We start from the raw sequence: 23,619 nt of genomic DNA, 5'->3' as shown, positions 1-23,619 counted from the left end.
AGCTAAAAGATGGCTTCAATGTGGCATTTATACAGTGATTAGATTAGAAGTTAGCATGTAATTTTTTAAAGGGTTAACGCAAGATTGGCAGCAATGTAAAACACTAGACTAAAAGGCAAGGATTAAGACTAACATATCAGATCGAAAACTTGCATACTAATTGTTTTACCAGTGCTTTTTTTATGACGAAAATCACGCTTTAATATCTCTGAAGTCATCATTGCCCAAGCCACAGAAAATTATCTTGTGTACACAACGCTATACAATAAAGGTTATATGACGAAACTAACTTTTTTACTAGTCGTTTTAGCACTGATGTTGCGAATATGATAGCGCCGTAAATGAGATTGAGCGGGCCTAGCAGATGCAATTATTCGTTAAAGCTGTAGCACATTTAAAAAACCTTTTTTCGCACCTTGAACAGTAGAGTTTAAGACAAATACCTGTTTTAAACAGGAAATTTTCACATGCAATACTGATCCGGATAAAACCATCAAGTAGATTTATTTCAGCTTCTGCACATCAAGTATTGGGGTATAAACAAGCTTATAATATTTTTTCTAATCCTATGATTAAGAGGTGATTATTGTAAAAGATTTTTATTGAATTATTTGTTACTAAAAATATTAAATTTTAGTTTTGAGTTTTAAAAAAGTTTAATTATTATTGTTATATAATTAATTGATTTAATTTTACTTCCTCTATCCTAAGGTCAAAAAGCCTATCCATATATTCAGTTATTAATTTTTTTAATAAATAAAAAAGAAAATTTCTTTTTTAAAAATGAAGGTATTTTCTAGGGCAAGTTGGGTTATAATAAATATATGGTAAATAATTAAATGGTTGGAAGACCACTATTAAATACTTCTGACTACTTTTCTTGTTTTCCTGTTGTGCAAAAGGCTAGAAAAGGTTTATTGGTATAATACCAATAAAATCTTGGAATGAATGCAGACTCCCCCCATCGCCATTCATAGCTCTATATGTACAAAAGTGGCCATTAGCAGTTTTGGTCAATAATCGAAATAACAGTTTTAGTCTCCTTAATTATTTATTGGTGATATTAGTGATGTTAGTCATTTTTATTTCTGATAAATGTGGCTTGTGAGGAGAATTAGCAATGTTATTTTGAGTTGTTATTGGAAAGTGGATGAAAGGATATCTTAAGTTTTTTATCTCTCTCTTTTTGTATATTAAAATTTGCTTTGTACCAATGTATTTGTGACAAAGTTGGGCAGAGCCTGCTTATTCCTTATTTAATGCTTAAAATAATAATATGAACAAAGAAGTGAAATGGTATGCTGTTTATACCAGGCCTAAATGGGAAAAAAAAGTTGCTACTCACCTGGAAAAAAAAGGAATTGAACATTATTGCCCTTTAAATAAAGTGTATCGTCAATGGAGCGATCGCAAAAAAATAATTTTTGAACCTTTATTTACTTCCTACGTATTCATTCATGTGGCAGAACATGACCACTTACGGGTGCTTCAAACAGACGGCGTTATAAATTTTGTGTATTGGTTAGGGAAGCCAGCTGCTATTAAGGACAGTGAGATCAATGCGATAAAATGTTTTTTATCGGATCATCAAAATGTGCAGTTGGAAAAAACTAAGCTTACAGTAAATGATAAAGTACGCATTACACAGGGACCATTAATAGCAATGGAAGGAAATGTGATAGAAGTAATGAATCGTACCGTTAAAGTGGTTCTTCCTTCACTTGGCTTTACCATGACTGCCCAGGTGCAACGTTCTCATATTGAAAAGGTTACCACAAGACGAAAACAAGCTTTTCTTTAAAAAAAGCTACTGATAAAACTCACAGATATTTCAAAGAGCCTTTTTTATTTCAGTATTGCGACTGCAGTTATCCATCAAGTTTTTTTATCTAAATGTTTTAACAGGAGGTTCATTAATTCATTTTTTGTAAAGACTAATTGCTATTATGTGGAGGACCTTTTATTTCAATAAAAATTAATTATTTGTGACTGACAGTGAATAAACTTATCTCTAGTGTTTTCGTTATTCTATACTCCCCATTACTTCTTATCTATTCTTAACAAATTTCTTTAGAGTAAATCTTTATGCTTAGGAAGAAAAACAGAATTCTTTTGATTGGGGGAAATTATTTTCCGGAACCAACAGGTATAGGTAAGTATAGTGGTGAGATGATGAAATGGTTGGCTGAACAGGGAAATGATTGTACTGTGATAACTACTTTTCCATATTATCCCCATTGGAAAGTACAAAAACCATACGAAAAAAGGTGTTTTTGGTACAAGGCTGAAAAGATCTCTGTGATGAACGAGTTTTCAATAAATATTATTCGTTGTCCTCATTATGTACCTAAAGAACCAACAGGGATTAGAAGAGTAATATCGGAATTCTCATTCTTTTTTTCATCGTATCCGGCAATTCTTCTATTGCTTTTTAGAAAGAAATTTGATTATGTAATTACTGTTGCACCTCCTTTTGAATTAGGATTACTTGGTATCTTGTATAAAAAAGTGAGGGGTGGCAAATTTTTGTATCATATACAAGATCTTCAGATAGATGCTGCTCGTAACTTGAAAATGATAAAAAGCAACAGGATTGTAAAAATATTTCTGGCGATAGAGAAATACATAATCAAACATGCAGATTTTGTTAGTACTATTTCTAAGGGAATGGTCCAAAAGGTTAAAAATAAATGTAATAAAGACGTTTTTCTTTTTCCAAATTGGGTAGATATTGAAACATTTTATCCTCTCAGAAATAGGGCTGACCTTAAGCATCATTTTGGTTTTAATTCCACAGATATCGTTATTTTATACTCTGGTGCTATTGGACATAAACAGGGATTAGAAGCAATTCTATATTCCGCTAAAGCTTTAAAAAGTTTATCTAATGTAAAATTTGCAATTTGTGGTTGTGGTCCTTATAAAGATCATCTTACCAGGTTAAAAAACGAGATGAATTTAACAAACTTGCTTTTTTTGCCTTTGCAGCCACTAAACATGTTTAATTTGCTATTAAATATGGCTGATTTGCATTTGGTATTGCAGAAGGCAGAAGCTAGTGATTTGGTTTTACCTTCTAAATTAAGCACAATTTTATCAGTAGGAGGAATTGCAATTGTTACCGCAAATAATGATACAAGCTTGCATGAAATAATGAGTTCTAACAATATGGGTATTTTAATAGAACCAGAAAACCTTCAGTCTTTAGTAGAGGCTATAAAGAATAATATAAGTAATTGTAATTTAGAGGAAAAGAGAAAAAAAGCTCGACTTTATGTTGAGAAGCATTTGGAAAGAGATAAAATTTTAAACAATTATTTCTCCAAAGTTTTGAATAATGAAAAAGCCGATTTTAAGTTGGTTGTTAAAAAAGTCATTTCAACAGCTAAGTTAGATTAACAGCTTTTTCCTACTCTTTAATTATATATTTAAACGTCAATATATAATACAGGCAAAAAAATCGTCTTTATCTAGGTAATCTAATTGAGTATTTTTTTTACTCTTTTCGGATTTTCTGCTGCAAAGAATAATAACAAGAAGGGATATAAGAGCGATTAGTAAAAGGGGAATGGTTAATACTACAAATAAAAACTTATACATTTTATTTACTAGTGCTTTATAAATTATGTTTTTAAATAACAGAAATCAAAGTAACGGATACGCCACCCTTTAAAACTTTAAATTTTAATTTTCGCAAAATACTTGTGGCTTCATTACTTTAACTGCCCGTAAAAATCATGCCATCTCGGTTTCTATTTCTACAACATTGCAATAACAATTGCACGATATATTGATCGGAAACTGGGTACCGTAACAATCTGTAAACCTAATTAATTTGTTAATAACCAAACTTGATTTTATTTTTCCTGCTGGGAGGGATTTGCTAATTTCAAGTTCAGCATCCCATTAACATACCTCCCGTTCTGCCATGATTAAAAAAAATAAGTTCACTTTTCTTTTTGCACTTTCCTCGTTTATGTTACCAATAATTTTTTTGACAGCTTGTAATTCTTCAAGGAAGATTAGTAAAGATTACCTTTACTTTAAGTCTGGCGCAGACACAGTAGATATACAACAAAAGGAAACGGTTATACAGCCTAATGACTTGTTGAGTATCCAGGTTTTTAGCAGGACAATTAATCAGGAACAGGCAGCAATTTTTAATATACCAAACACGAATAATGTAGCTGCTACGGGGTACCAGGTAGACTTGCATGGAAATATAGAAATGCCAATAATTGGCAGCATAAAAGCAGTTGGCCTGACAAAGGACCAGTTACAGACACTATTAGCAAAAAAATTAAGTGATTATGTTAAGAACCCGTCCGTACTGGTTCGTTTTTTCCAATTTAACGTAAACGTACTTGGTGAAGTTAGAACACCGGGGACGCAAAAATTTTTAGTGGATAGAGTTACGATTATTGATGCTATTGGTTCTGCTGGCGACCTTACAGACTATGGTAAAAGGGAAGATGTAACTGTAATCAGGGAGGAAAATGGAAAAAAGATTTTTCAACGGGTAGATCTACGTAGAAAGGACATTTTTGAGTCGCCGGTTTATTTATTACAACCAAACGATATTGTATATGTTGGGGCAAATAACAAAAAATTGAAAGCACTCAACGTAGATGTTGATACTCAGAGAACAACAGGATTAATTTTTAGCATTGTTTCTATTGCTGCTACACTAACCTCATTAATTGTTACCTTTTCAAGATAATCATGAATCAGGAAGACAAAGATTTGTTCGCAGGAAGTTCAAATGGCCATACAATAAAAGAACTATTATCAAAATATTTTGCCAACTATCCTCTGTTTATTAGTTCACTGATAATTTGTGTAGGAGCGGGTATTTTATATACACGTTATACACCACCAAAATATTTGGCTACCACGTCAGTATTTATTAAAGGCAATGAAAGCAGTGGAACAATGGGAGGAGGCAATAGCTCAGATTTGATAGAGTCCGCTTTGAACGGTAAGCAGCAAGTAAATATTGATAATGAAATACAGCTGATTAGCTCTGGTAGCTTAATGGAAAGGGTGGTTGCTAAACATCAATTCAATATCTCTTATTTTAAGTTGGGCAAATTGCTCGTGTCTGATTTGTATTTGGATGCTCCTTTTCGTCTGGTGCCACAGCGGATAATCGATAGTACCAAGTCGCAGAGTATTACGATAAAAAGCCTAAACAAAAGTGGCGGTACGTATTTATATGGACCTGAAAAAGAGGAAAAGATGTTTACTTTTAAGTGGGGAAAACCTTTTGCCTTAAGCAATAATACTTTCATATTATTTGCTAATGGTAGTATTCGCGATGGTGACGGAGACTATATTACAACGTGGAGACCGGTAACAGCAACTGCAGAAGACTTATCGGACCAACTCACCGTTACTGCACTTGACAGTAAAACGAGTATTATTCAGCTTAGCATTTTAACAGAGAACCTTGAGCAAGGGAAAGATATTTTAAATGCTGTTGCTAATGAATTTAATTTATCTGATATTGAAGATAGAAATAAATTATCTGAAAATACTGTTCGTTTTATCGATGAAAGATTAAATATAATTTCAGGCGAGTTAAAAGGGGTAGAAGGAAACATGGAAAGCTATCAGGGAAGTAATCAGTTGATTGATATAAAAAGTCAATCGTCACAATCGTTTGATAATTCAAATGCCACTTCTAATGCTATTAAAGAATTAAACATACAGCAAGGTATTGCAGGTATGATATTAAATTACTTTAATGATCCTGCTAACAATGATAAGTTAGTTCCTTCTTCACTTGGTTTAAACGACGCCACCCTTGCCACACTTATTGCACAATACAATGAGTTGCAATTGAAGAAGGAAAGGGAGGCACCTTTGGTCGCTTTGAAAAGTACAGTAATGCAGGATTTGAATACTCAGTTAGAAAATTTAAAGGTAAGTATTCTTGAAAATTTAAAAAATATTAATAGAAATTTAAAGTTGCAGGAGGCGAATTTACAGCAACACAATAATCAGTACAAACAATTTCTTTCTGCCCTGCCGCATAATGAAAGGGTAATGCAGGAAATTAAAAGAAAACAAAGCATTACTGAAGGTTTGTATTTATACCTGTTACAAAAGAGAGAAGAGGCAGCTATTTCCAGCACTTCAGCCAACGTAGCTCATTACAAACAAATTGATCCTGCTAAAAGCTTCGGATCAGTGGAACCTAATATCAGGAACATAAGGATGTACACAATCTTATTAGGACTATTTTTACCATTTGGATGGATCTATTTAGCAGATATGTTAAATGATAAAGTGTCAAATCGAAATGATATAACAAAGCGAGTTGAAATTCCAATTATAGGAGATATTAGCCACATAAACAAACATAAAAGTCGTTTTGTGTCTTCACAAAGGCGGGACTTGTTAGGAGAGCAGCTACGAACTATTCGTACAAATCTTTCTTTTTTAAATAAGAAGACACAGGTAGTATTAATTACTTCCTCTGCCACTAATGAGGGTAAATCTTTCGTTAGTATTAACCTGGCTTCTGTTTTGGCTATGTCCGGAAAAAAGGTTGCTTTACTTGAATTCGATTTGCGCAAACCTGGTATTAGTATGGCGCTGAACATCGATAATAACCTTGGTATTACGGATTATCTTACCGGCGCTACAAATAATCTTGGGAAGATATATCATATCTCCAAGGAGATACCCTCATTAGATATATACCCGTCCGGCGCTGTACCTCTAAACCCGGCTGACGTACTCCTTAATGAAAATATTTCTGCTTTGTTTGCTGAGCTTAGACCTAAATATGATTATATTATTATTGATTCTGCTCCTGTAGGAGTGGTAAGTGATGCTTTTATATTCGGGTACTATAGTGATGTTGTGTTGTATATTATACGTCAGCGCCAGACTTTGAAAAAGCAACTGGATTTTGTAAATGATATTTATAAATCTAGAAAGCTAAATAACATAGGATTGATTTTAAATGATGTAAAAACTGGTGGCAAATATGGATACAGTGGTTACGGTTATGAAAGTAAAAACGGATATTATAATAATGAACGCTTAAATGGTAAAAAAGTTTTTACTTGGGCCAAGAGGAAAAATTCAATAAATATTTAATTATAACTAATTAATTGGGGCAGGATTTTAAATTTAAATAGGATTTCGATCAATTGTAATACTTTTCTCACTATTTATACCGAAGCATTGTTAGCGCGCACTTTTTCTGACTTTTGACTAAGTAACTTAATTTTCTGCATTGAAATTTAGATTTGTTTAGTCTCTTCCAATAATTCCAATCACCGTAGTTTAAGGATAGACAAAAGCAGCTTTTCTTTTATACTGCTAATTTATTAAGCTTTAGTGTTAGTACTTATGCTAAAGGGAACTATAACCTTAAAACCTTCTGAGAAAGTTGTTTTTGCTTCATCAATGAATAGTTCAGCAAATAAAAATTTTTGGTGGAAATGGCTCATCGTAATTACTATTTTGTCTCTTTTTTTTGCTATTTCCATAGATTTTGCACCCTACCTTCATTCTGACGAGTTTATGATTATTGATTTAGGGCGAATAATACTAAATCCTCATACAGAATGGTCAATTGCCTGGATTACAAAACTCGATCATCCAGCTTTGCTTTGGTCTTACATTGGTCCGGTAGTACAAGAATTTATTTTTGAATACTTCGGTCAGTATGGACCTAGAATATCGGCTTTAGTAGGAGCTATGGTAGCGGCAACAACAATGGTAGGATGGCTTCATGCCCGAAGAGTTTTAGCCAATTCAGCGTTTATATTTGGCGTCATTTTTTTCTTAGATCCTCTTTTTGTACAATCTTATACCATTGGTAGAATAGATGGATGGGCAATGGGATTGTGTTTAGCGGCTTGCTGGATAATTAGCGACGCTAGACTAAGGTTAAGTTATAATAAGTTATTTAGAGGAGGTTTGTTACTTGCTGGCGCGTTAACTATAACTGCATTCTTTACCTGGCCCTCTTCAGTTTTCCTGTTTCCTCTTATACTGCTGGAGCTTATTTATCTTTTTATTAAATATAGAGCAACTAACAAAGATTATTATATACTTACCAGCCCAATAGTTTTCTTTGGATTGGGTGCCTGTACAATGGGTCTACTTTTACTTTTGCCTGTTTTTTCATTATTAGTTCAACAATTTATCAACATAACTGAAGGGCTAAAGACAAATACGCGATCAGGGACGGAAGGAGGCACTCCTCACATTTTTTACCATTTTTTTACTCAGTGTATTGCGTTATTTAGAATTATTAAGTTTAGCCCAATATTAGTGTTATCAGCCATAGTATGTATGGCGATGAAACGTGAAACAGGACTAATTGTTGCTTGGTTCACCGCAGTACTTGTAATGTTATTTACGGTAGTTTATATACATCGTGTTCAATACCTGTTACCTTATTTCATAGCTGCTATTGCAGGTATGTATCAAAAGGAGGATAATCTTAAAAACAAACATTCAACTTATTTGCTAAAAAGAAGTGCAATATCCTTGCTCCTTCTTTGGTCTATAGGCCTTTCTCTTTTCATTCGATCGGCCTTAGCATTTAATGATAAGACTTATAGAAACAGGGCTGCGGTTTATAAGGCTGCCCAAGTCATGATTGGTAAAGGAAAATATAAAGTATTAATTATACCTTATGAATTCTATTACGCAGGTCGTTCACTCAATTGGCAAATGTATAAACCCTACCTGGGGCAAAACGAGCCTTTCTCTACCAAAGAGTTGGAACGTATTCTACCTCATGTTGATTATGTTATTACCAATTTTCAGTCAGAAGAGACAGCAGGTTTTGTGCAGCAACTAAAAAAAGAAGGAATGCGTTACCAGGGAGATTATAACATATATAATTTTCCAGTAGAGAAATTTAATGGGATTACTACGAATATAACACGATTAAGAAATTTATATTCAATCTTTTATCAGCCGTACGGTCCTTATAGACTCTATGAAAGGTGAGTATGAGGTGCAACTTATATTCATGGGCAGCAAATGTTTGTAGTAAAAAGATCCTCAATTCTACTTGTTAAGTATTGATTATGCAGAGGAATGATACTGGGCCTATATCTATCAGTCGGGATCCTTTTAATAAAATCAGACGAAATTTGATTTGGAAGAATTTAAATATTCGTTTTTGGCTGTTTTCAATTTTAATTCTGGCAGTAATATTTTTAATAGAATCATCTACTATAGATGTAATGCCTAGCTTACAAAAAGATGAAATTCAAATTACAGATTATGGAAGACTAACTCTGAATCCATTGAGTGATTGGTCAGTTAATTGGTTAGTGCCAGAAGGGAAGCCAATTTTACTATGGTCTTATCTTGGACCCCTGTTATCCGAATTAAGCTATCAAATTTTTGGTAATTCGGGATTAGGTCCAAGAATAGCCGCACTATTGGGAGGGCTAGTTGCGGCAATAATGTCGCTGAAATGGCTATCTGCACGTCAAGTACCATTATATGCTGCTTGCTGTTTAAGCTTAGCATTTTTGCTGGACCCCTTATTTGTACTTTCTCAAAGGATGGCAAGGGTAGACAGTTGGGTTATAGCAATTTGTCTTGCTGCCTGCTGGTTGTTAAGAGCATCAGATTTAAAGAGAGACAAGTTTTTATGGATTCGTATAGTCTGTGCTGGTGGTCTATCTGCTGTTGCGGCACTTGTTTGGCCCTCCTCTATATTTCTTTATCCACTTATAATGCTGGAGTTTGCCCATTTAGTTAAATTTAAAATAAGTGATACTGGAAGTTGGAAATATGCTGCTATAAACGTATGTTATTTCATTGCCGGGTGGGTCTTCTTTTTGACAATACTGCTAGTTCCAATTTGGCATAATTTGTCAATAATTTTCAACGACATGTCAAGCGTTGTCTCTAAAAATGTCGATACCTCTAGATCTTTTTCGACGCGGATTTATGCAATATTTAACCAACACCTTTGGATGAAGCTAATAAAAGCGTTTGTAAAAACGTTAAGTCTTTTTCTGCCATTATTAGCGATATTTGGAGCTATATATCGAAGGGAAAAAGGGCTAATACTTGTCACAGTTTTTGTTGTCGCTTTAATTTTTGCTACGTTAATATATGAGCTTCGGGTTCTATACCTCCTCCCTTATCTTTTGCCATTAAGCGGTGGTATTTTTCAGCGTTTAGCAGATACTCCGGCAAAATTATTGTTAAGGCGAATTAGCGTGTATGCCCTTGTTGGAGTGGTATTATGGGCTGTCGTAACTTCCCTGTTTGTACGATCTGTCTTGGGTTATCAGGATAAGATGGAACGTAGTCGTGGTAAAATTCTTCATGCTGCAAAAGCATCAATTGGGCGTGGCGATTATAGGGTCTTTTTAGCTTTTAATTATGAACTTTATTATGCAGGTCGATCTTTAGGCTGGAAGCTTTATACTCCCTATGGCCAGCAAGATTATGATAGTGAGGGTAATTGGATAGATAAGGGTTATAATCCTTATAATAAATTCATTGAGCTTTTTTCCGAAATGGATTATGCCATCTTTTCTGACGGTAATATTACTAAGGAACTGTCAAATGAGTTAGATGCATCTGGACTACGCTACTACAGTAAAATGTTATTGAATAATGAAGAGGGCAGCCTTAATGAAAGTAGAACTGGCGGCAGAATGAGAGATCTGATACTTTTTTATCTGCAAGGAACCAAAAATTATGGCCCTTATTTGATCTATAAAAGGACTAAAAATCCAATAGTTGAAGCTAGTCTTAGATAAACGCACAAAACTTCCTGGCCTTATTAATTCAAAACTATACTGTAGTATCTATTGCTCCATAAACGATTACCTTTTTTAAGTTAAAAACTATATATATGATAACAATAGGCATCATCGGTTATGGCTATTGGGGCCCTAATCTTGTCAGGAATTTTTTTGCGGCCAAGGACTGTTGTGTCAAATCGGTTGCTGATTCGCGTTTGGAGCGCCTACAGCAACTTGGCAAAATATTTCCAGGAATATCGGGAGTGTGCGATGCAGATGATATTATTTATGATCCTGATATTGATGCTGTAGTCATTGCTACACCTGTTTCTACTCATTTTCAGCTCGCAAAAGAATCTTTGCTACACGGTAAACACGTGCTCATCGAAAAACCTATGGCATCTTCAGTTCAAGAGGGCGAAGAATTGATTGAGCTTGCGGAGCAAAAGAACTTGTTACTTATGGTAGATCATACATTTCTTTATACAGGCGCAGTAGAAAAAATGAAACAGCTGGTAGCAGATAAGGAATTAGGAAATATTAAGTATTTAGATTCAACCAGGATAAATTTAGGATTATTTCAACCTGATATTAATGTGCTTTGGGATTTAGCTCCTCACGATATCTCTATACTAAATTATATTATTAAAGAAACTCCATACAGCGTGAATGCTACAGGCATTACTCATACTAATAATGAAATTGAAAATATTGCTTACCTAACGATTAATTATAATTCAGGGTTTATTGCCCATTTCAATTGTTCATGGACGAGCCCGGTAAAGGTGAGAATGATGTTGATTGGTGGCGATCAAAAAATGATTTTGTACAATGACCTCGAACCGACGGAGAAGATTAAGATTTATGATACCGGCTACAATCATAAAAGTGACGAAGAAAAGAAAAGAATTCTTGTTGATTACAGAACGGGAGATATTCACGTGCCGAAGCTTAATACAACTGAGGCTCTTTTAGGAATGGCAAACGATTTTGTTGCCTCCATTCAGGAGAAAAGACAGCCTAAATCTTGCTACCAGATCGGTCTCGATGTGGTAAGAATTTTAGAGGCGTCAAATAAATCTATTAAAAATAACGGATGCGAGGTCCTATTAAATACGCCTAATAGGGTTCTTAAACAAAAAAATTACCAAGTACTAAGACATTAAGATGGAAACCGTTTCTAATAATAGTGATAAGCAAAGCTTACAAAATGTAAGATTGGGAAAAGATGTGAAGATTTACAATTTTGTAAATGCTTATGGATGCAGCATCGATGACGGTTCTAAAATCGGAACTTTTGTCGAGATCCAAAAAGGAGCAACCATAGGAAAAAATTGCAAGATCTCCAGCCACACTTTTATATGTGAAGGAGTGCATATCGCCGATAATGTTTTTATTGGCCATAACGTAACCTTTATTAATGATAAATTTCCAAGGGCTACCAATGAAGACGGTTCGTTGCAAACAGAAACAGACTGGAATTGCGTAGAAACGTATGTGGAACAAGGTGCTTCTATCGGCTCAAGCGTAACAATACTTTGTGGAGTCAAAGTAGGGAAAAGAGCTGTTATAGGAGCCGGATCAGTAGTTACGAGAGATGTACCCGAAAATGCAGTTGTTGCGGGTAATCCAGCCCGCATTATTAAGTATTTAGAAAAAACACTTGCCTGATATGTATAGTGTAGCAACCCAAAAAAAAATTCAGTGCCTCGATCTGAAAGGCCAACATCAACAGATTAAAAAAGAGGTATTTGAGGCTTTTGAAAAAGTGTATGATAATACCGCTTTCTCTGGAGGACCATTTGTAGAAGAGTTCGAAAAAAGTTTTGCTTCTTTTTGTCAAACAAAATTTGCAGTAGGTGTCAATAATGGTACTTCAGCTCTACATCTTGCAATGCTTGCTTTAGGGATAGGGTCAGGAGACGAAGTTATTGTTCCTGCCAATACCTTTATTGCTACCGCCTGGGGTGTGTCATATACCGGCGCTACTCCTGTATTTGTCGATTGCACGTCTGACACATGGCAAATTGATGCGAATAAAATAGAAGAAAAGATAAGCCCACGTACAAAAGCAATTGTGGGTGTGCACTTGTATGGTCAACCATTTGATGTAGATTTGGTAGCAGATATATGCAAGAAACACCACCTTTATTTACTGGAAGATGCGGCGCAGGCGCAAGGTGCTGAGTATAAGGGTTTGCCTGTTGGCGGATTTGGAGAAATGGCCTGTTTCAGTTTTTATCCCGGAAAAAATTTAGGCGCATGTGGTGAAGCTGGCGGCATTACCACAAACAATGAAGAATACTATAAGCATTTATTGAGCTTAAGAAATCATGGTTCTAAAATTCGTTATTATCATGATGAAATAGGATTTAATATGCGAATGGGTGGTTTGGAAGGAGCTTCTTTAAATGTGAAACTGAAATACTTGGAAGGATGGAATAACCGAAGAAAAGAGATCGCGAAGCGGTATCAACAGGATGTCAACAATCCTCAGATAACTGTACAAGCTCAACCACATTGGGCAAATTCTATTTATCATTTGTTTGTAGTAACAACAGACGATAGAGACAGCCTTATTAAATACTTACATGAGAATAATATTTTCCCGGGTTTGCACTATCCCGTTCCATGTCATCTGCAAAAAGCCTACTCAGTGCTTGAGTATAAGGAAGGTGATTGCCCTAATGCAGAATACTTGGCAAATCATTGTTTGTCACTACCAATGTATGCTGAACTGGCAGATGACGAAATTGAGTATGTAATTGATGTTTTGAACAGGTATTAAGGTATGCTGATAAACAAATTGAGTAAAAGGGTACAAGCTTTGGACCTTGATTTAAAAGGGAAGGTAGTGCTTACGGAAGCTGCAACAGGTGCATATGTGGTAACACCAATTTTGGCCGCAATTGCAGGAGCTAAGGTTTATGCTTATTCAAAAAATACCCGATACGGAACAGTAGATGAAGTATTTGAAAAAACTAAAGAAGTTTATTCTGATTTTAAGAACAACCTGGATATAACATTTATTGATACCATTACGCCTTCGGTAATTGCACAAGCAGATATTATTACGAACTCCGGCCATTTGCGGCCATTAAACAAAGAGAAACTTCAGCATGCAAAAGATGATGTTGTTATTCCTCTAATGTATGAAGCATGGGAATGGCGCGATGCCGATATGGAGATTGACTACATTAGACAGAGGCGATTTAAAATTGGAGCTACAAATGAAAGACATCCTGAAGTAGATGTTTTTAACTTTTTAGGCGACATGGCCGTAAAGCAAATATTAGACGCGGGGCTATGTCTTTATCGCAACAGGTTTATTCTCCTCTGCAATAATGATTTTGGACCTTACATTGCTAAAGTAGTAGCAAAAATCTGTGATAGATTAGGCATTATAGACAAGCAGGAAAACAAGCATAAATACGATGGTTTAGAAAATGTAGAATGGCTTAGCTGTTTCCCGGAAGTAAATATTCCTGAAAATTATAAAGATGCTGAAGCTGTTATTTTCACAGCTTACCCTTTTGGTGATACATGGATAGGCGATGACAGTCAATATCCAATATCAGTCGAAAGTATTAAGTCAGGTTTAAACCATCCATTGATCTTGCGATATGCAGGAGATGTTGATGCGAAAGCATTAGATGCTGCGAGCATCAACTATTTTCCTGAACATGTAGGCAGTGGTCATATGGGTATTCTTCCCTCTGCCATCGGTTACGATCCTATTATACGTTTACAGGCAGGTGGGCTAAAGGTTGGTGAAGCATTAATTACGGGCAACTACCATCACAATAATATTCCCATACTGGAACTGTTATGAATTCAAGGGAAAATTTAATAGCTATTGGCCGTTCAAGATACTTGTACGATGCTATCCGGTATTTAAAATCGATCGGATACACATTCAAAGCTATTATTACAGAGGAGGCATACGAAGAGTATGATATCAAGCATCACGATTTCGAAAAATTGGCAAATTGTATTGGAGCCCGTTTTTTCATAACAAAGGTTTTGTATACTGATGAAATCATTGAAATAATAAAGGGCAATAACATCCGTGTAGCAATCAGTGCCAATTGGAAATTTACTATTCCTAAGAAATTTCTTGATTTATTTGAATGTGGCATTCTCAATTTTCACCTTGGCAACTTACCTGATTATAAGGGCAATGCTACTGTTAACTGGAGCATTATTAACGGAGAAAGACATATTAACGCCAATATCCATAAGATGGATCCTATTCTCGATGCAGGTGACGTAATCTGTAGAAAAGCAATACCCATAACTGACGATTCGTATATAGCCGATATTTTAAAGCAAGCTGAAGAGGCTGCGCCTTTGCTTTATGAGGAGGCAGTGAAAAAAGTTTTAGAAGACCCCGACGCTTTTGAATTGAAAGGTAGTGTACACGGCCTTCGTTGTTATCCCCGGCTTCCTGAAGATAGCCAGATTGACTGGCATCAAAATGCAGAAGATATCCATAAACTTGTTCGCGCTTCCGGCCATCCTTATAGTGGTGCTTTTACTTTTTTTGATGGAGAAAAAGTAATTATATGGAAGGCTTCTTATTATCAGCCGCAAGAGCCGTTTTTGGCGGTGCCCGGCCACGTAGTAGCTGTTGATAAAAATACGAACAACATTATTGTAGCATGTAAAAATGGAATGTTAGAGGTGCAGGAAATAGAGCATATGGGAAAACGAATGCCTGCCGCAGCACTTATCAAAAGTATTAGAGTACGATTCAAATTCAAATCATATGTTTGACATCGAGCAAAATACAGTAACAGTAATTATTCCCATATTTAATGAGTATGAAGGAATACCATTCCTGGTAAAAAGCCTGAATGAGTTTTTTGCAGAAAATACTCTTATTAAGGGAGAGGTTATTTTTGTTAATGACGGTTCTGTAGATCATTCAGCCGCAAGGCTTTCTCACATGGGGCATGACACGTACCACGCAAAAATTATAAACCTTTCACGCAACTTTGGCTCCCATGCAGCTTTGCGCGCTGGCGTCGCCTATGCTTCAGGTGATTTTATCTGTTTTAACTATGCAGACCTCCAGGATCCTCTTGAATTGATTGTAGAAATGAAGGCAAAGATGGAAGAAGGCAACGACATTGTTTGGGCACAACGTGAGAGTACTAATTCATCATTTGCCGAAAGGGCCTTCTCTGCTGGCTATGCCTTTTTAATGAAAAAGTTTGCTTTTAAAAACTTTCCTGAAAAAGGTTTTGATATTGTCATGTTTCGTAAAAAAGTAGCGAGACAATTAGTTCGTAATATAGAAGCAAACTCTTCCATTTTTCTACAAATATTGGGACTGGGATTTCGGCAGGATTGTATATCTTATAAAAAAAGGGAAAGGAAGACAGGCGCTAGCAAATGGACAGTTTCAAAAAAAATAAAGCTTTTTATTGATTCCTTCGTTGCCTTCTCATTTGCACCTATTAGGCTTGTATCAATTATAGGCATTATGTTTTTCTTTTTTGGTACTTTATGGACTGGTTATATTATTTTCAGAAAACTTGTCTTCAATGATTTGGTTAGCGGCTGGCCTGCCCTTATCTCTATATTGATGGTAGGTTTTGGGATCACTAATATTTCATTAGGAATAATTGCCGAATATCTATGGCGAACGTTAGATGCTAGCAGGAAAAGACCTGTTTTTGTGATTGACGAAGTAGTGGAATTAACTAAAGAAAGCGAAGTTTTTATCCAAGAAAAATAAAATGGCAAAAGCAATCTTATACATACTATTATATGCTGCTTTTAATGTTTCGGGAGCGGCATTAATTAAATGGCAATTAAGGGGTAAAAGCTTGGCAACACTTAATGACTGGTTGAAATTCTTACTTAATCCGCCATTTGTAATGGCCTTTTTACTAATCATACTTTCAGCGCTCGCATTATTCAAAGCTCTTTCAACAAGCAATTTTTCTCTGATTATACCGATAGCTACCGGCATCAACTTCATCTTTACAATAGCAGTAGGTTACTACCTGTTCCAGGATAAGTTATCCGTACTATCTTTTTTAGGGTTTGTATTAATTATAGGCGGAATCATCATCTTAAGTATAAATAATCATGCACATGCATAATAAAATTTACAACAGTAACATATTAATTACAGGTGGTGCCGGGTTTATAGGCTCTTACGTGGTAGAAGAGTTGTTAAAACATGAACCCGCAAAAATTATCATTATTGATAACCTAATTCGCGGCACGTACGAAAACATGCGATCTTTTTTAGATAATCCCTTAGTTGAGTTTGTAGAAGGTGATGTAAGGGATGCAGAGTTGTTGGAGAATTGCATTAAAGGTGTCGACTATGTTTTTCACATGGCGGCTCTGCGAATCAACGCATGCGCTGCTAGTCCAAGAGAGGGTTTTAATGTAATGTTGAAGTCGACCTTTGAGTTAGCAGAATTGTGCGTAAAACATAAGGTAAAAAAGGTAATCTATAGTTCCAGCGCTTCGGTATACGGTTTAGCACAACATTTTCCAACACCCGAAACAGATAACCCCTATAATAACCAGACTTTTTATGGTGGTGCAAAATTATGGGGCGAGCAATTGTTCAGAAGCTACAAGTTTATGTTCAGTTTAGATTATGTAGCGCTGCGATATTTCAATGTCTATGGACCGCGTATGGATACCGACGGCAAGTACACTGAAGTTATGATTCGATGGTTGGATTGCATTAACGACGGAAAGCCGCCGCTGATTTACGGTGATGGTAGCACAACCATGGATTTTGTTTATGTGAAGGATGTAGCAAAAGCAAATGTAGCTGCCTTATTATCCGATGTATCGGATGAGGCATTCAATGTGGGTAATTGCGAAGAAACAAGCCTCAAGCAACTTTTACAGGTTTTGCTCGAAGTAAATAATTCAAACCTAATTTCAGAGCATAGAGAAGAAAATACAATAAACCCGGTAAGCCGAAGACTCGCAGATAATAGCAAAGCGAAAAAGTTATTGAATTTTGAGCCTTCGGTTGGTTTAGAAAAAGGTTTGTATGAATTAAGTAAATGGTATTTTGAAAAGAAAAAAACAATTGTTTATAACGTATGATTCCGATAGCAAAACCATATTTAACAGAGGAAGAAGCACAAGCCGCTTACGACACTATTCTTTCAGGATGGATTACGCAAGGACCAAAAGTGCAGGAGTTTGAAGAGAAGTTTGCTGCTTATACCGGCGCTAAATATGCTGTTGCTGTCTCTAACTGCACTACAGCTTTACATTTAGCCATGGTTGTTGCTGGCATTGGCCCAGGTGATGAAGTTATTTGCCCATCGATGAGTTATATAGCTACCGCCAATGCTATCAAATATGTTGGCGCCACACCTGTCTTTGCCGAAGTACAAAAAGAGACATACAATCTTGATCCTGTTGATGTCGAGAAAAGGATAACAATAAAGACGAAAGCCATTTTGCTAGTACACCAGATAGGCATGCCTGCCGACATTGATGCATTCAAAGTGTTGTGCAGCAAGTACGATCTAAAACTTATTGAAGATGCTGCCTGTGCTGCGGGATCAGCATATAAAGGAAAAAAGGTTGGTTCTCATTCTGAATTAGTATGTTTTTCTTTTCATCCCAGAAAAGTTATTTCAACGGGCGATGGGGGAATGATAACAACAAGTCGTGAAGACTACTACAACCGGCTCAGGTTATTGCGGCAGCATGGGATGTCTATCAATGATCGGGTCAGGCACGAAGCAAAAAAGATAGTTTTTGAAGATCACGTAGAGGTTGGATACAATTACAGAATGACAGATATTCAAGCTGCAGTTGGTATTAAGCAATTAGAGAAGCTTGATTGGATTGTAAATGAACGAAGAAAGATTGCAGCGGTCTATAATGAAGCTTTCCGTCATTTATCTTTTTTGCAATTGCCGTTAGAAAAGGAAGGATATTTAAGCAATTATCAATCATACAGTATTTATCTTAAAAAGTCTTGTCCCATCGACCGAAATTCATTGATGCAAAAATTGTTAGATAAGGGAATTGCAAGCAGAAGAGGTATCATGACCTCACACCGGGAAAGTGCTTATAAACAAGAAGCAAAGAACGTAAGTTTACCAGTTTCTGAGGATCTGCAGGATAATTCTATTATTTTACCCTTGTATGTACCTTTGCAGAAAAAGGAGTTAGAATTTATTATTGATACTTTTTTGTCAATAGTTAAAAATAAACATCAAGAAGTTCCTGCATTTTAATTAAAAACTTACAGAGTGATAAAATCCTTTTGTGTGTTAAATATACTAGTATTACTTCTATGAAAGCACTTGTTCAACGGGTGTATTCAAATCCTTCTTACGCTAAAGTGCTTGAATGGAGTAAGCTTTTGACAATTACAGGTTCTGCCCAAGTTGTGGTGCAGGTAATAGGCTTTGCAAGCGGAATTCTGATTATTCGGCTATTGTCGACACAAGAATATGCATTTTATACAATAGTAAGCACTATGTCGGGCGCAATGATTATGTTAGCTGATGGGGGTATATCAACTGGAGTGCTAGCTCAGGGAGGCAAGGTGTGGCAAAGTAAAGAAAAGCTTGGAGTAGTTATTGCAACAGGTATTAGTCTTAGAAAAAGGTTTTCAATAATTAGTCTGCTCTTTGCAATCCCTGCAATGCTTTTTCTTCTAAGGCAGCAACACGCTACATGGGGGATTGCCATCCTTATTACTGTGTCACTTATTCCTGGCTTTTTGTCAACATTGTTTGGTAATTTACTTGATATTGCTCCAAAACTCCGGCAGGACATTTCACCTTTACAAAAAATTCAAGTTCTTACTAATCTGGGGCGTCTCGCTTTGTTGTGTATTTCCCTCTTTATATTCCCTTGGGCATTTATCGCAATCCTTGCTGCAGGTCTTCCTCAAATTTGGGCAAACAGACGTTTAGAAAAAGTGTCATCCAGTTACGCTGACAGGAATCAAAAAGCGGATCCTGTGATTCAAAAAGAAATTCTGGGTACAGTCAAAAGAACTCTTCCTGATGCAATTTATTCTTGTCTGTCAGGGCAAGTTACTATATGGCTTCTTTCAATATTTGGATCAACGGTTGCCCTTTCTCAATTGGGTGCTTTAAGCAGACTTAGTGTAATTATCAACTTATTTAATATATTATTTTATACTCTTGTTTTACCTCGTTTTGCTCGTTTACCAAACAATTCAATATTGCTGATTAAACGTTATGCGCAAATTCAGGTAGGACTATTATTTTTAACTTCCCTCATTGTCACCGTCATATGGTTTTTTTCTTCCGAAGTATTATGGATTTTAGGACCGAAATTTTCCGGTTTAACTAATCAGCTCGTGCTGATTATGGCAGCAAGTTGCTTAAGTTCTATTGCCGGTTTATCATTTTACTTATGCACAAGCAGAGGGTGGGTAATTAATCCAGTAATTTCAATTCCGGTAAATATATTATCAATAATTTGTGGAGCGTACCTTTTGGATGTTTCATCTTTACATGGAATATTGATACTTAATATAGTTATAGCTATTGTTAATATGACGATGCATGTTTCCTACGGAATAATTAGAATATTGACGGCGAGCAAAATAAACACGGCATAAATACTTATTAAAATGATGGGTTAAAAATGAGTTTATGTATTGATGTAAAAGCAGTTAAATAAAATGTCTTTGAAGATATTATTTCTTAATTCTAGTATACCTAATTATGTTACTGATGGATTATTTCATGGATTGCGATCAATTTCCGGAGTTACAGTAATTGATATTCCTAGAATAGATTACATGTATGCTGATGCTTCTCATAACGATTTAATTAAAACTGGCAGCAGAGGAAACACGCTGTATAAACTACTAGATACAAAAAGTGATGAAAATGGAAAACGTACATTTTGGCAAGAGGATCTTGAGGAGTATAATTACATAGTTTTTACAGATATTTTTCATCAATGCGATCTTTTTCAATTTATTTACTATTCTATTCACCCCAAAAGAAGAAAGTCTCTATGTATTGTTGATGGTTATGACGTAACTTCTATGTTTCCATTTATTAGAAATTCTTTTAACCTGAGAGTAAGACCATGGGCATACTTGTACAATATAAAAAAGGTAAACTACTTTAAAAGGGAATATGAAAATACAGGAACCTTATATGGGCTGTCTGAACAAAGGCATCCTGTTATAAACAAATTATTTTCTAAGATATTAAAAAAACCCGTAAATCTTCTTCCAATTTCGATGTCGATTCCAAAACAGCATATTGAATTTATTCCCGTGAAGGAAAAGTTTCAGGACTTTGTTAATTATAATGTCGATAACGATTTGAGTGCCTTATTTCCTGAAAGGCCGTTATCTGAGTTAGGAAAGTGGCAACCTGTTTTTGAAAACCAGAATGAATATTTTAACGATATCAGAAGATCTAAGTTTGGTGTTACGGCAAAAAGGGCAGGGTGGGATTGTTTGCGCCATTACGAATATGCTGCCAAAGGGGCTATACTATGCTTTAAAGACCTTAAAAGGAAAAGTGATTTTTGTGCTCCCTTTGGTTTAAATAATTCAAATTGTATTATTTATGATAACAAGCTGGAGTTGTTGAATACAATCAAATCCATGTCTATCTGGCAATTAGAGAGTATACAGGAAGCACAGTACAAATGGATAGCTAATTTTACAACTGAAAAAGTTGCTTTACATTTTATAGATCAATTGGAGTTAGCTAAAACGACTTGCTAGAATTGACTTGATTGGTAAAGTTTAATAAATCACATTATGAGAATTGTTTTTCTATGTGGCTCTTTAGAACCCGGGCGTGATGGAGTTGGTGATTATACAAAACGCTTGGCTTGCGAGTTAATTCGGCAGGGTTCTGAGGCTGCTATTGTCTCGCTTAATGATAATTTTATTACTGAACCATTAGTAGTTACAGAACAAATCGATGAATTTGTATTGCAGGCGTTGCGTCTTTCTTCTACAATGTCTTGGAAGAAACGCTTTGAAGTTGCCAAAGAATGGATAGACAAGTTAAGTCCGAATTGGCTTAGCCTCCAGTATGTGCCTTTCTCGTTTAATTCAAAAGGCTTGCCCTTTGGTTTCAACAGGCTAGTCGCAAATTTAAGAAAGGGTACATATCTACATGTCATGTTTCATGAACTTTGGGTGCAAGGCGGTTATTCTTTTAAAATGAACATTTATGCTTCCCTACAAAAAATGATTATTAAGCAGTTGAAAGAGGAACTTAAACCGGAAGTAATTCATACTCATTTACCATTTTTTTATCTCAAATTAAAGAAATTAAATTTTGACGTAAAGCCTTTGCCATTGTTTTCTAATGTAGCGGTTCAAAAAAATGAAAGAGCAAGTCATGTAGATGAAGTTTTCAGAGTAGGAATTTTCAGCCATATCGATATTAATCAATCTATAGTCAATTTTCTTCAAAATTTAAAGCAAATAATTCATGAAGATGGTATTTTGTTTGAAGTCCTTTTGATAGGTGAGAATAATCAATTGAAGCACTTTGGAAATTTTTTAGAAGGGTTAGATGGTTTTAGTAACATAGTAAGATATACCGGCTTTCTTAAAAGCGCTGCGGTGTCTCATGCTATACAAACTTGCAGTATTGGCCTCACGTCTGTTAAAAGGCATGCTTTAGGCAAAAGCGGAACGGTCGCAGCATTCTTATCTCATCAAATCCCTGTAGCAGCTCCATGTTCCTGTTCGGATATAAATGACAGTAAAATGGGTTTTTTCTCAAATAGAATTTGTAAATCAATAATTATAAATCCTGATTTATCAAGCATTAATCAAGCTAAAATAGCTACTGAAACTTTTGGCGAAGAAATTGAAATTTCGAGAATCGCAGAAACTTTTTTGAAAGATCTGTGCAATTCATACTAAAACATTTACTTTATTTTCAATAATACAGAAATGCGAACATCTTACTGATTTGATGAATAAGCTAAAATACATAAAAAAAGTGTCAGTAGTCATTCCCGTGTATGGCCAGTGGAAGTTAGTGAAAAGAAATGTCGATGCCCTTCTTAAATACGATAGAAAAAACATTTATGAAATTATTATTGTAAATGACAAATCTCCTGAAGAAAACCCTTATTCATTTGATGATACGGTAGTTAAAATAATAAACAATGATAAAAATATAGGATATACAGGTACAGTCAATAATGGATTAAAGAAAGCAGAATCAGACGTTGTAATACTTTTAGATTCTGATGCTTTCCCTATAGAAGCGTTTGTAGAAAAGTTATTAGCAATGTATGAAGATTCAAATATTGGATGCATTGGATTTCGAACAGTTGATGAAGATGGTAATGAAACAGGAAGTTTTGAGCAATATGAACCCTCGGTTATTGGTCTTATTTTAGGACAGCAATTGCAACTCAAACTTAATATGATTGAATTTTGGAGAAAAAGAAAAATTTTGCCGTATTCTTGTTCTGTTAGTTTTCGTAAGAAGTGTCTTCAGGAGTTGGATTACTTTGATGCGCAACTATTTCCGACGTTAGAGGCTGATAATGATATTTCGCTGAGAGTGCATCAATCAAAATGGAAATTGATTATGACCCCCGAAATTACTCTGTGTCATAAAGGTGGTAATTCCTATAACATCAATTATAAAAGAGTTCTAATGTATCATGAGAGTAGGTGGAGGTTATTAAAAAAACATAGTAAAATTAAAGCCCCTGCATTGGTGAAAGAACTGATTAAAACAAGAATAAAGGTTGAATTATTAATTCTGGCTTTTCTTGAAATAATAAAATATAAAAATATGGATATTGGGGAAAAAATAAAAGGACGAAAAATAATATTACAGAAAGTAAATACTTTCAATTAGACGTTGGCTGACGTTAGCTA

19 protein-coding genes are annotated in these 23,619 nt (G+C 35.3%); all 19 read left to right on the top strand.

Translation table 11 applies throughout. The features are described from left to right. The first annotated feature begins 1,276 nt into the window (after positions 1–1,276). Entirely contained in the window at positions 1,277–1,801 is a 525-nt protein-coding gene (locus B154_RS0111300) for a UpxY family transcription antiterminator (RefSeq protein ID WP_018614302.1), read from the top strand. Positions 1,802–2,085: 284 nt separating this feature from the next. After that, positions 2,086–3,399 (top strand): WcaI family glycosyltransferase, encoded by a 1,314-nt coding sequence (locus B154_RS0111295; protein WP_018614301.1) that lies wholly within the window; start codon positions 2,086–2,088, stop codon positions 3,397–3,399. Positions 3,400–3,976: 577 nt separating this feature from the next. After that, a complete protein-coding gene (locus tag B154_RS0111285; protein WP_026260118.1) occupies positions 3,977–4,720 on the top strand; it encodes a polysaccharide biosynthesis/export family protein in 744 nt (247 codons plus the stop codon). A gap of 2 nt (positions 4,721–4,722) precedes the next feature. After that, positions 4,723–7,110, top strand: coding sequence for a GumC family protein (locus tag B154_RS0111280; RefSeq protein WP_018614295.1), 2,388 nt, complete (start codon positions 4,723–4,725; stop codon positions 7,108–7,110). A 255-nt stretch (positions 7,111–7,365) separates the two neighbouring features. Further along, positions 7,366–8,982, top strand: a complete 1,617-nt coding sequence (locus tag B154_RS0111275) for a hypothetical protein (RefSeq protein ID WP_026260117.1) — start codon at positions 7,366–7,368, stop codon at positions 8,980–8,982. A gap of 80 nt (positions 8,983–9,062) precedes the next feature. Then, a complete protein-coding gene (locus B154_RS0111270; protein WP_018614292.1) occupies positions 9,063–10,763 on the top strand; it encodes a hypothetical protein in 1,701 nt (566 codons plus the stop codon). A gap of 95 nt (positions 10,764–10,858) precedes the next feature. After that, a complete protein-coding gene (locus B154_RS0111265) occupies positions 10,859–11,914 on the top strand; it encodes a Gfo/Idh/MocA family protein (RefSeq protein WP_018614291.1) in 1,056 nt (351 codons plus the stop codon). A 1-nt stretch (position 11,915) separates the two neighbouring features. After that, the gene (locus B154_RS33605) at positions 11,916–12,419 is read left to right on the top strand and encodes an acyltransferase (protein WP_018614290.1); all 504 of its coding nucleotides are present in this window, start codon (positions 11,916–11,918) and stop codon (positions 12,417–12,419) included. Position 12,420: 1 nt separating this feature from the next. Continuing rightward, positions 12,421–13,536, top strand: a complete 1,116-nt coding sequence (locus B154_RS0111255) for a DegT/DnrJ/EryC1/StrS family aminotransferase (RefSeq protein WP_018614287.1) — start codon at positions 12,421–12,423, stop codon at positions 13,534–13,536. Between the two features lie 3 nt (positions 13,537–13,539). Then, positions 13,540–14,580 (top strand): hypothetical protein, encoded by a 1,041-nt coding sequence (locus B154_RS0111250; protein ID WP_018614285.1) that lies wholly within the window; start codon positions 13,540–13,542, stop codon positions 14,578–14,580. Beyond that, positions 14,577–15,524 (top strand): methionyl-tRNA formyltransferase, encoded by a 948-nt coding sequence (locus B154_RS0111245; protein ID WP_018614281.1) that lies wholly within the window; start codon positions 14,577–14,579, stop codon positions 15,522–15,524. Before B154_RS0111250 ends, B154_RS0111245 begins: the two co-directional genes overlap by 4 nt. Beyond that, positions 15,517–16,491: a glycosyltransferase gene (locus tag B154_RS0111240; protein WP_018614280.1), complete on the top strand. Its 975-nt coding sequence runs from the start codon at positions 15,517–15,519 to the stop codon at positions 16,489–16,491. The genes B154_RS0111245 and B154_RS0111240 overlap by 8 nt, the downstream gene beginning before the upstream one ends. 1 nt (position 16,492) lies before the next feature. Beyond that, entirely contained in the window at positions 16,493–16,861 is a 369-nt protein-coding gene (locus tag B154_RS0111235) for a hypothetical protein (RefSeq protein WP_018614273.1), read from the top strand. Beyond that, on the top strand, positions 16,854–17,837 hold the full coding sequence (locus B154_RS0111230; RefSeq protein WP_018614272.1) for an NAD-dependent epimerase/dehydratase family protein: 984 nt from the start codon (positions 16,854–16,856) through the stop codon (positions 17,835–17,837). Before B154_RS0111235 ends, B154_RS0111230 begins: the two co-directional genes overlap by 8 nt. Next, a complete protein-coding gene (locus B154_RS0111225) occupies positions 17,834–18,988 on the top strand; it encodes a DegT/DnrJ/EryC1/StrS family aminotransferase (protein ID WP_018614271.1) in 1,155 nt (384 codons plus the stop codon). Before B154_RS0111230 ends, B154_RS0111225 begins: the two co-directional genes overlap by 4 nt. Positions 18,989–19,047: 59 nt before the next feature. After that, positions 19,048–20,352, top strand: a complete 1,305-nt coding sequence (locus tag B154_RS0111220; protein WP_018614269.1) for a lipopolysaccharide biosynthesis protein — start codon at positions 19,048–19,050, stop codon at positions 20,350–20,352. A gap of 63 nt (positions 20,353–20,415) precedes the next feature. Next, complete coding sequence (locus B154_RS0111215; RefSeq protein ID WP_018614267.1) at positions 20,416–21,483, top strand: hypothetical protein; 1,068 nt, start codon at positions 20,416–20,418, stop codon at positions 21,481–21,483. Positions 21,484–21,519: 36 nt separating this feature from the next. Further along, the gene (locus B154_RS0111210; RefSeq protein WP_018614266.1) at positions 21,520–22,644 is read left to right on the top strand and encodes a glycosyltransferase; all 1,125 of its coding nucleotides are present in this window, start codon (positions 21,520–21,522) and stop codon (positions 22,642–22,644) included. 52 nt (positions 22,645–22,696) lie between these two features. Further along, complete coding sequence (locus tag B154_RS0111205; RefSeq protein WP_018614264.1) at positions 22,697–23,599, top strand: glycosyltransferase family 2 protein; 903 nt, start codon at positions 22,697–22,699, stop codon at positions 23,597–23,599. The last annotated feature ends 20 nt before the right edge of the window (positions 23,600–23,619 follow it).

Origin of the sequence: Segetibacter koreensis DSM 18137 (assembly GCF_000374045.1) — a bacterium.
GTDB classification, from domain to species: Bacteria; Bacteroidota; Bacteroidia; order Chitinophagales; family Chitinophagaceae; genus Segetibacter; species Segetibacter koreensis.
Note: the sequence above shows the minus strand (reverse complement) of the source record. Positions and strands in the feature narration are given on the sequence as shown.

Coding starts and splice junctions, on each gene's coding strand:
- B154_RS0111230 (WP_018614272.1), top strand. CDS start 16,854: ATGCATAATAAAATTTACAACAGTAACATATTAATTACAGGTGGTGCC.
- B154_RS0111215 (WP_018614267.1), top strand. CDS start 20,416: ATGTCTTTGAAGATATTATTTCTTAATTCTAGTATACCTAATTATGTT.
- B154_RS0111295 (WP_018614301.1), top strand. CDS start 2,086: ATGCTTAGGAAGAAAAACAGAATTCTTTTGATTGGGGGAAATTATTTT.
- B154_RS0111225 (WP_018614271.1), top strand. CDS start 17,834: ATGATTCCGATAGCAAAACCATATTTAACAGAGGAAGAAGCACAAGCC.
- B154_RS0111240 (WP_018614280.1), top strand. CDS start 15,517: ATGTTTGACATCGAGCAAAATACAGTAACAGTAATTATTCCCATATTT.
- B154_RS0111275 (WP_026260117.1), top strand. CDS start 7,366: ATGCTAAAGGGAACTATAACCTTAAAACCTTCTGAGAAAGTTGTTTTT.
- B154_RS0111205 (WP_018614264.1), top strand. CDS start 22,697: ATGAATAAGCTAAAATACATAAAAAAAGTGTCAGTAGTCATTCCCGTG.
- B154_RS0111245 (WP_018614281.1), top strand. CDS start 14,577: ATGAATTCAAGGGAAAATTTAATAGCTATTGGCCGTTCAAGATACTTG.
- B154_RS0111270 (WP_018614292.1), top strand. CDS start 9,063: ATGCAGAGGAATGATACTGGGCCTATATCTATCAGTCGGGATCCTTTT.
- B154_RS0111220 (WP_018614269.1), top strand. CDS start 19,048: ATGAAAGCACTTGTTCAACGGGTGTATTCAAATCCTTCTTACGCTAAA.
- B154_RS0111300 (WP_018614302.1), top strand. CDS start 1,277: ATGAACAAAGAAGTGAAATGGTATGCTGTTTATACCAGGCCTAAATGG.
- B154_RS0111210 (WP_018614266.1), top strand. CDS start 21,520: ATGAGAATTGTTTTTCTATGTGGCTCTTTAGAACCCGGGCGTGATGGA.
- B154_RS0111255 (WP_018614287.1), top strand. CDS start 12,421: ATGTATAGTGTAGCAACCCAAAAAAAAATTCAGTGCCTCGATCTGAAA.
- B154_RS0111235 (WP_018614273.1), top strand. CDS start 16,493: ATGGCAAAAGCAATCTTATACATACTATTATATGCTGCTTTTAATGTT.
- B154_RS0111285 (WP_026260118.1), top strand. CDS start 3,977: ATGTTACCAATAATTTTTTTGACAGCTTGTAATTCTTCAAGGAAGATT.
- B154_RS33605 (WP_018614290.1), top strand. CDS start 11,916: ATGGAAACCGTTTCTAATAATAGTGATAAGCAAAGCTTACAAAATGTA.
- B154_RS0111250 (WP_018614285.1), top strand. CDS start 13,540: ATGCTGATAAACAAATTGAGTAAAAGGGTACAAGCTTTGGACCTTGAT.
- B154_RS0111280 (WP_018614295.1), top strand. CDS start 4,723: ATGAATCAGGAAGACAAAGATTTGTTCGCAGGAAGTTCAAATGGCCAT.
- B154_RS0111265 (WP_018614291.1), top strand. CDS start 10,859: ATGATAACAATAGGCATCATCGGTTATGGCTATTGGGGCCCTAATCTT.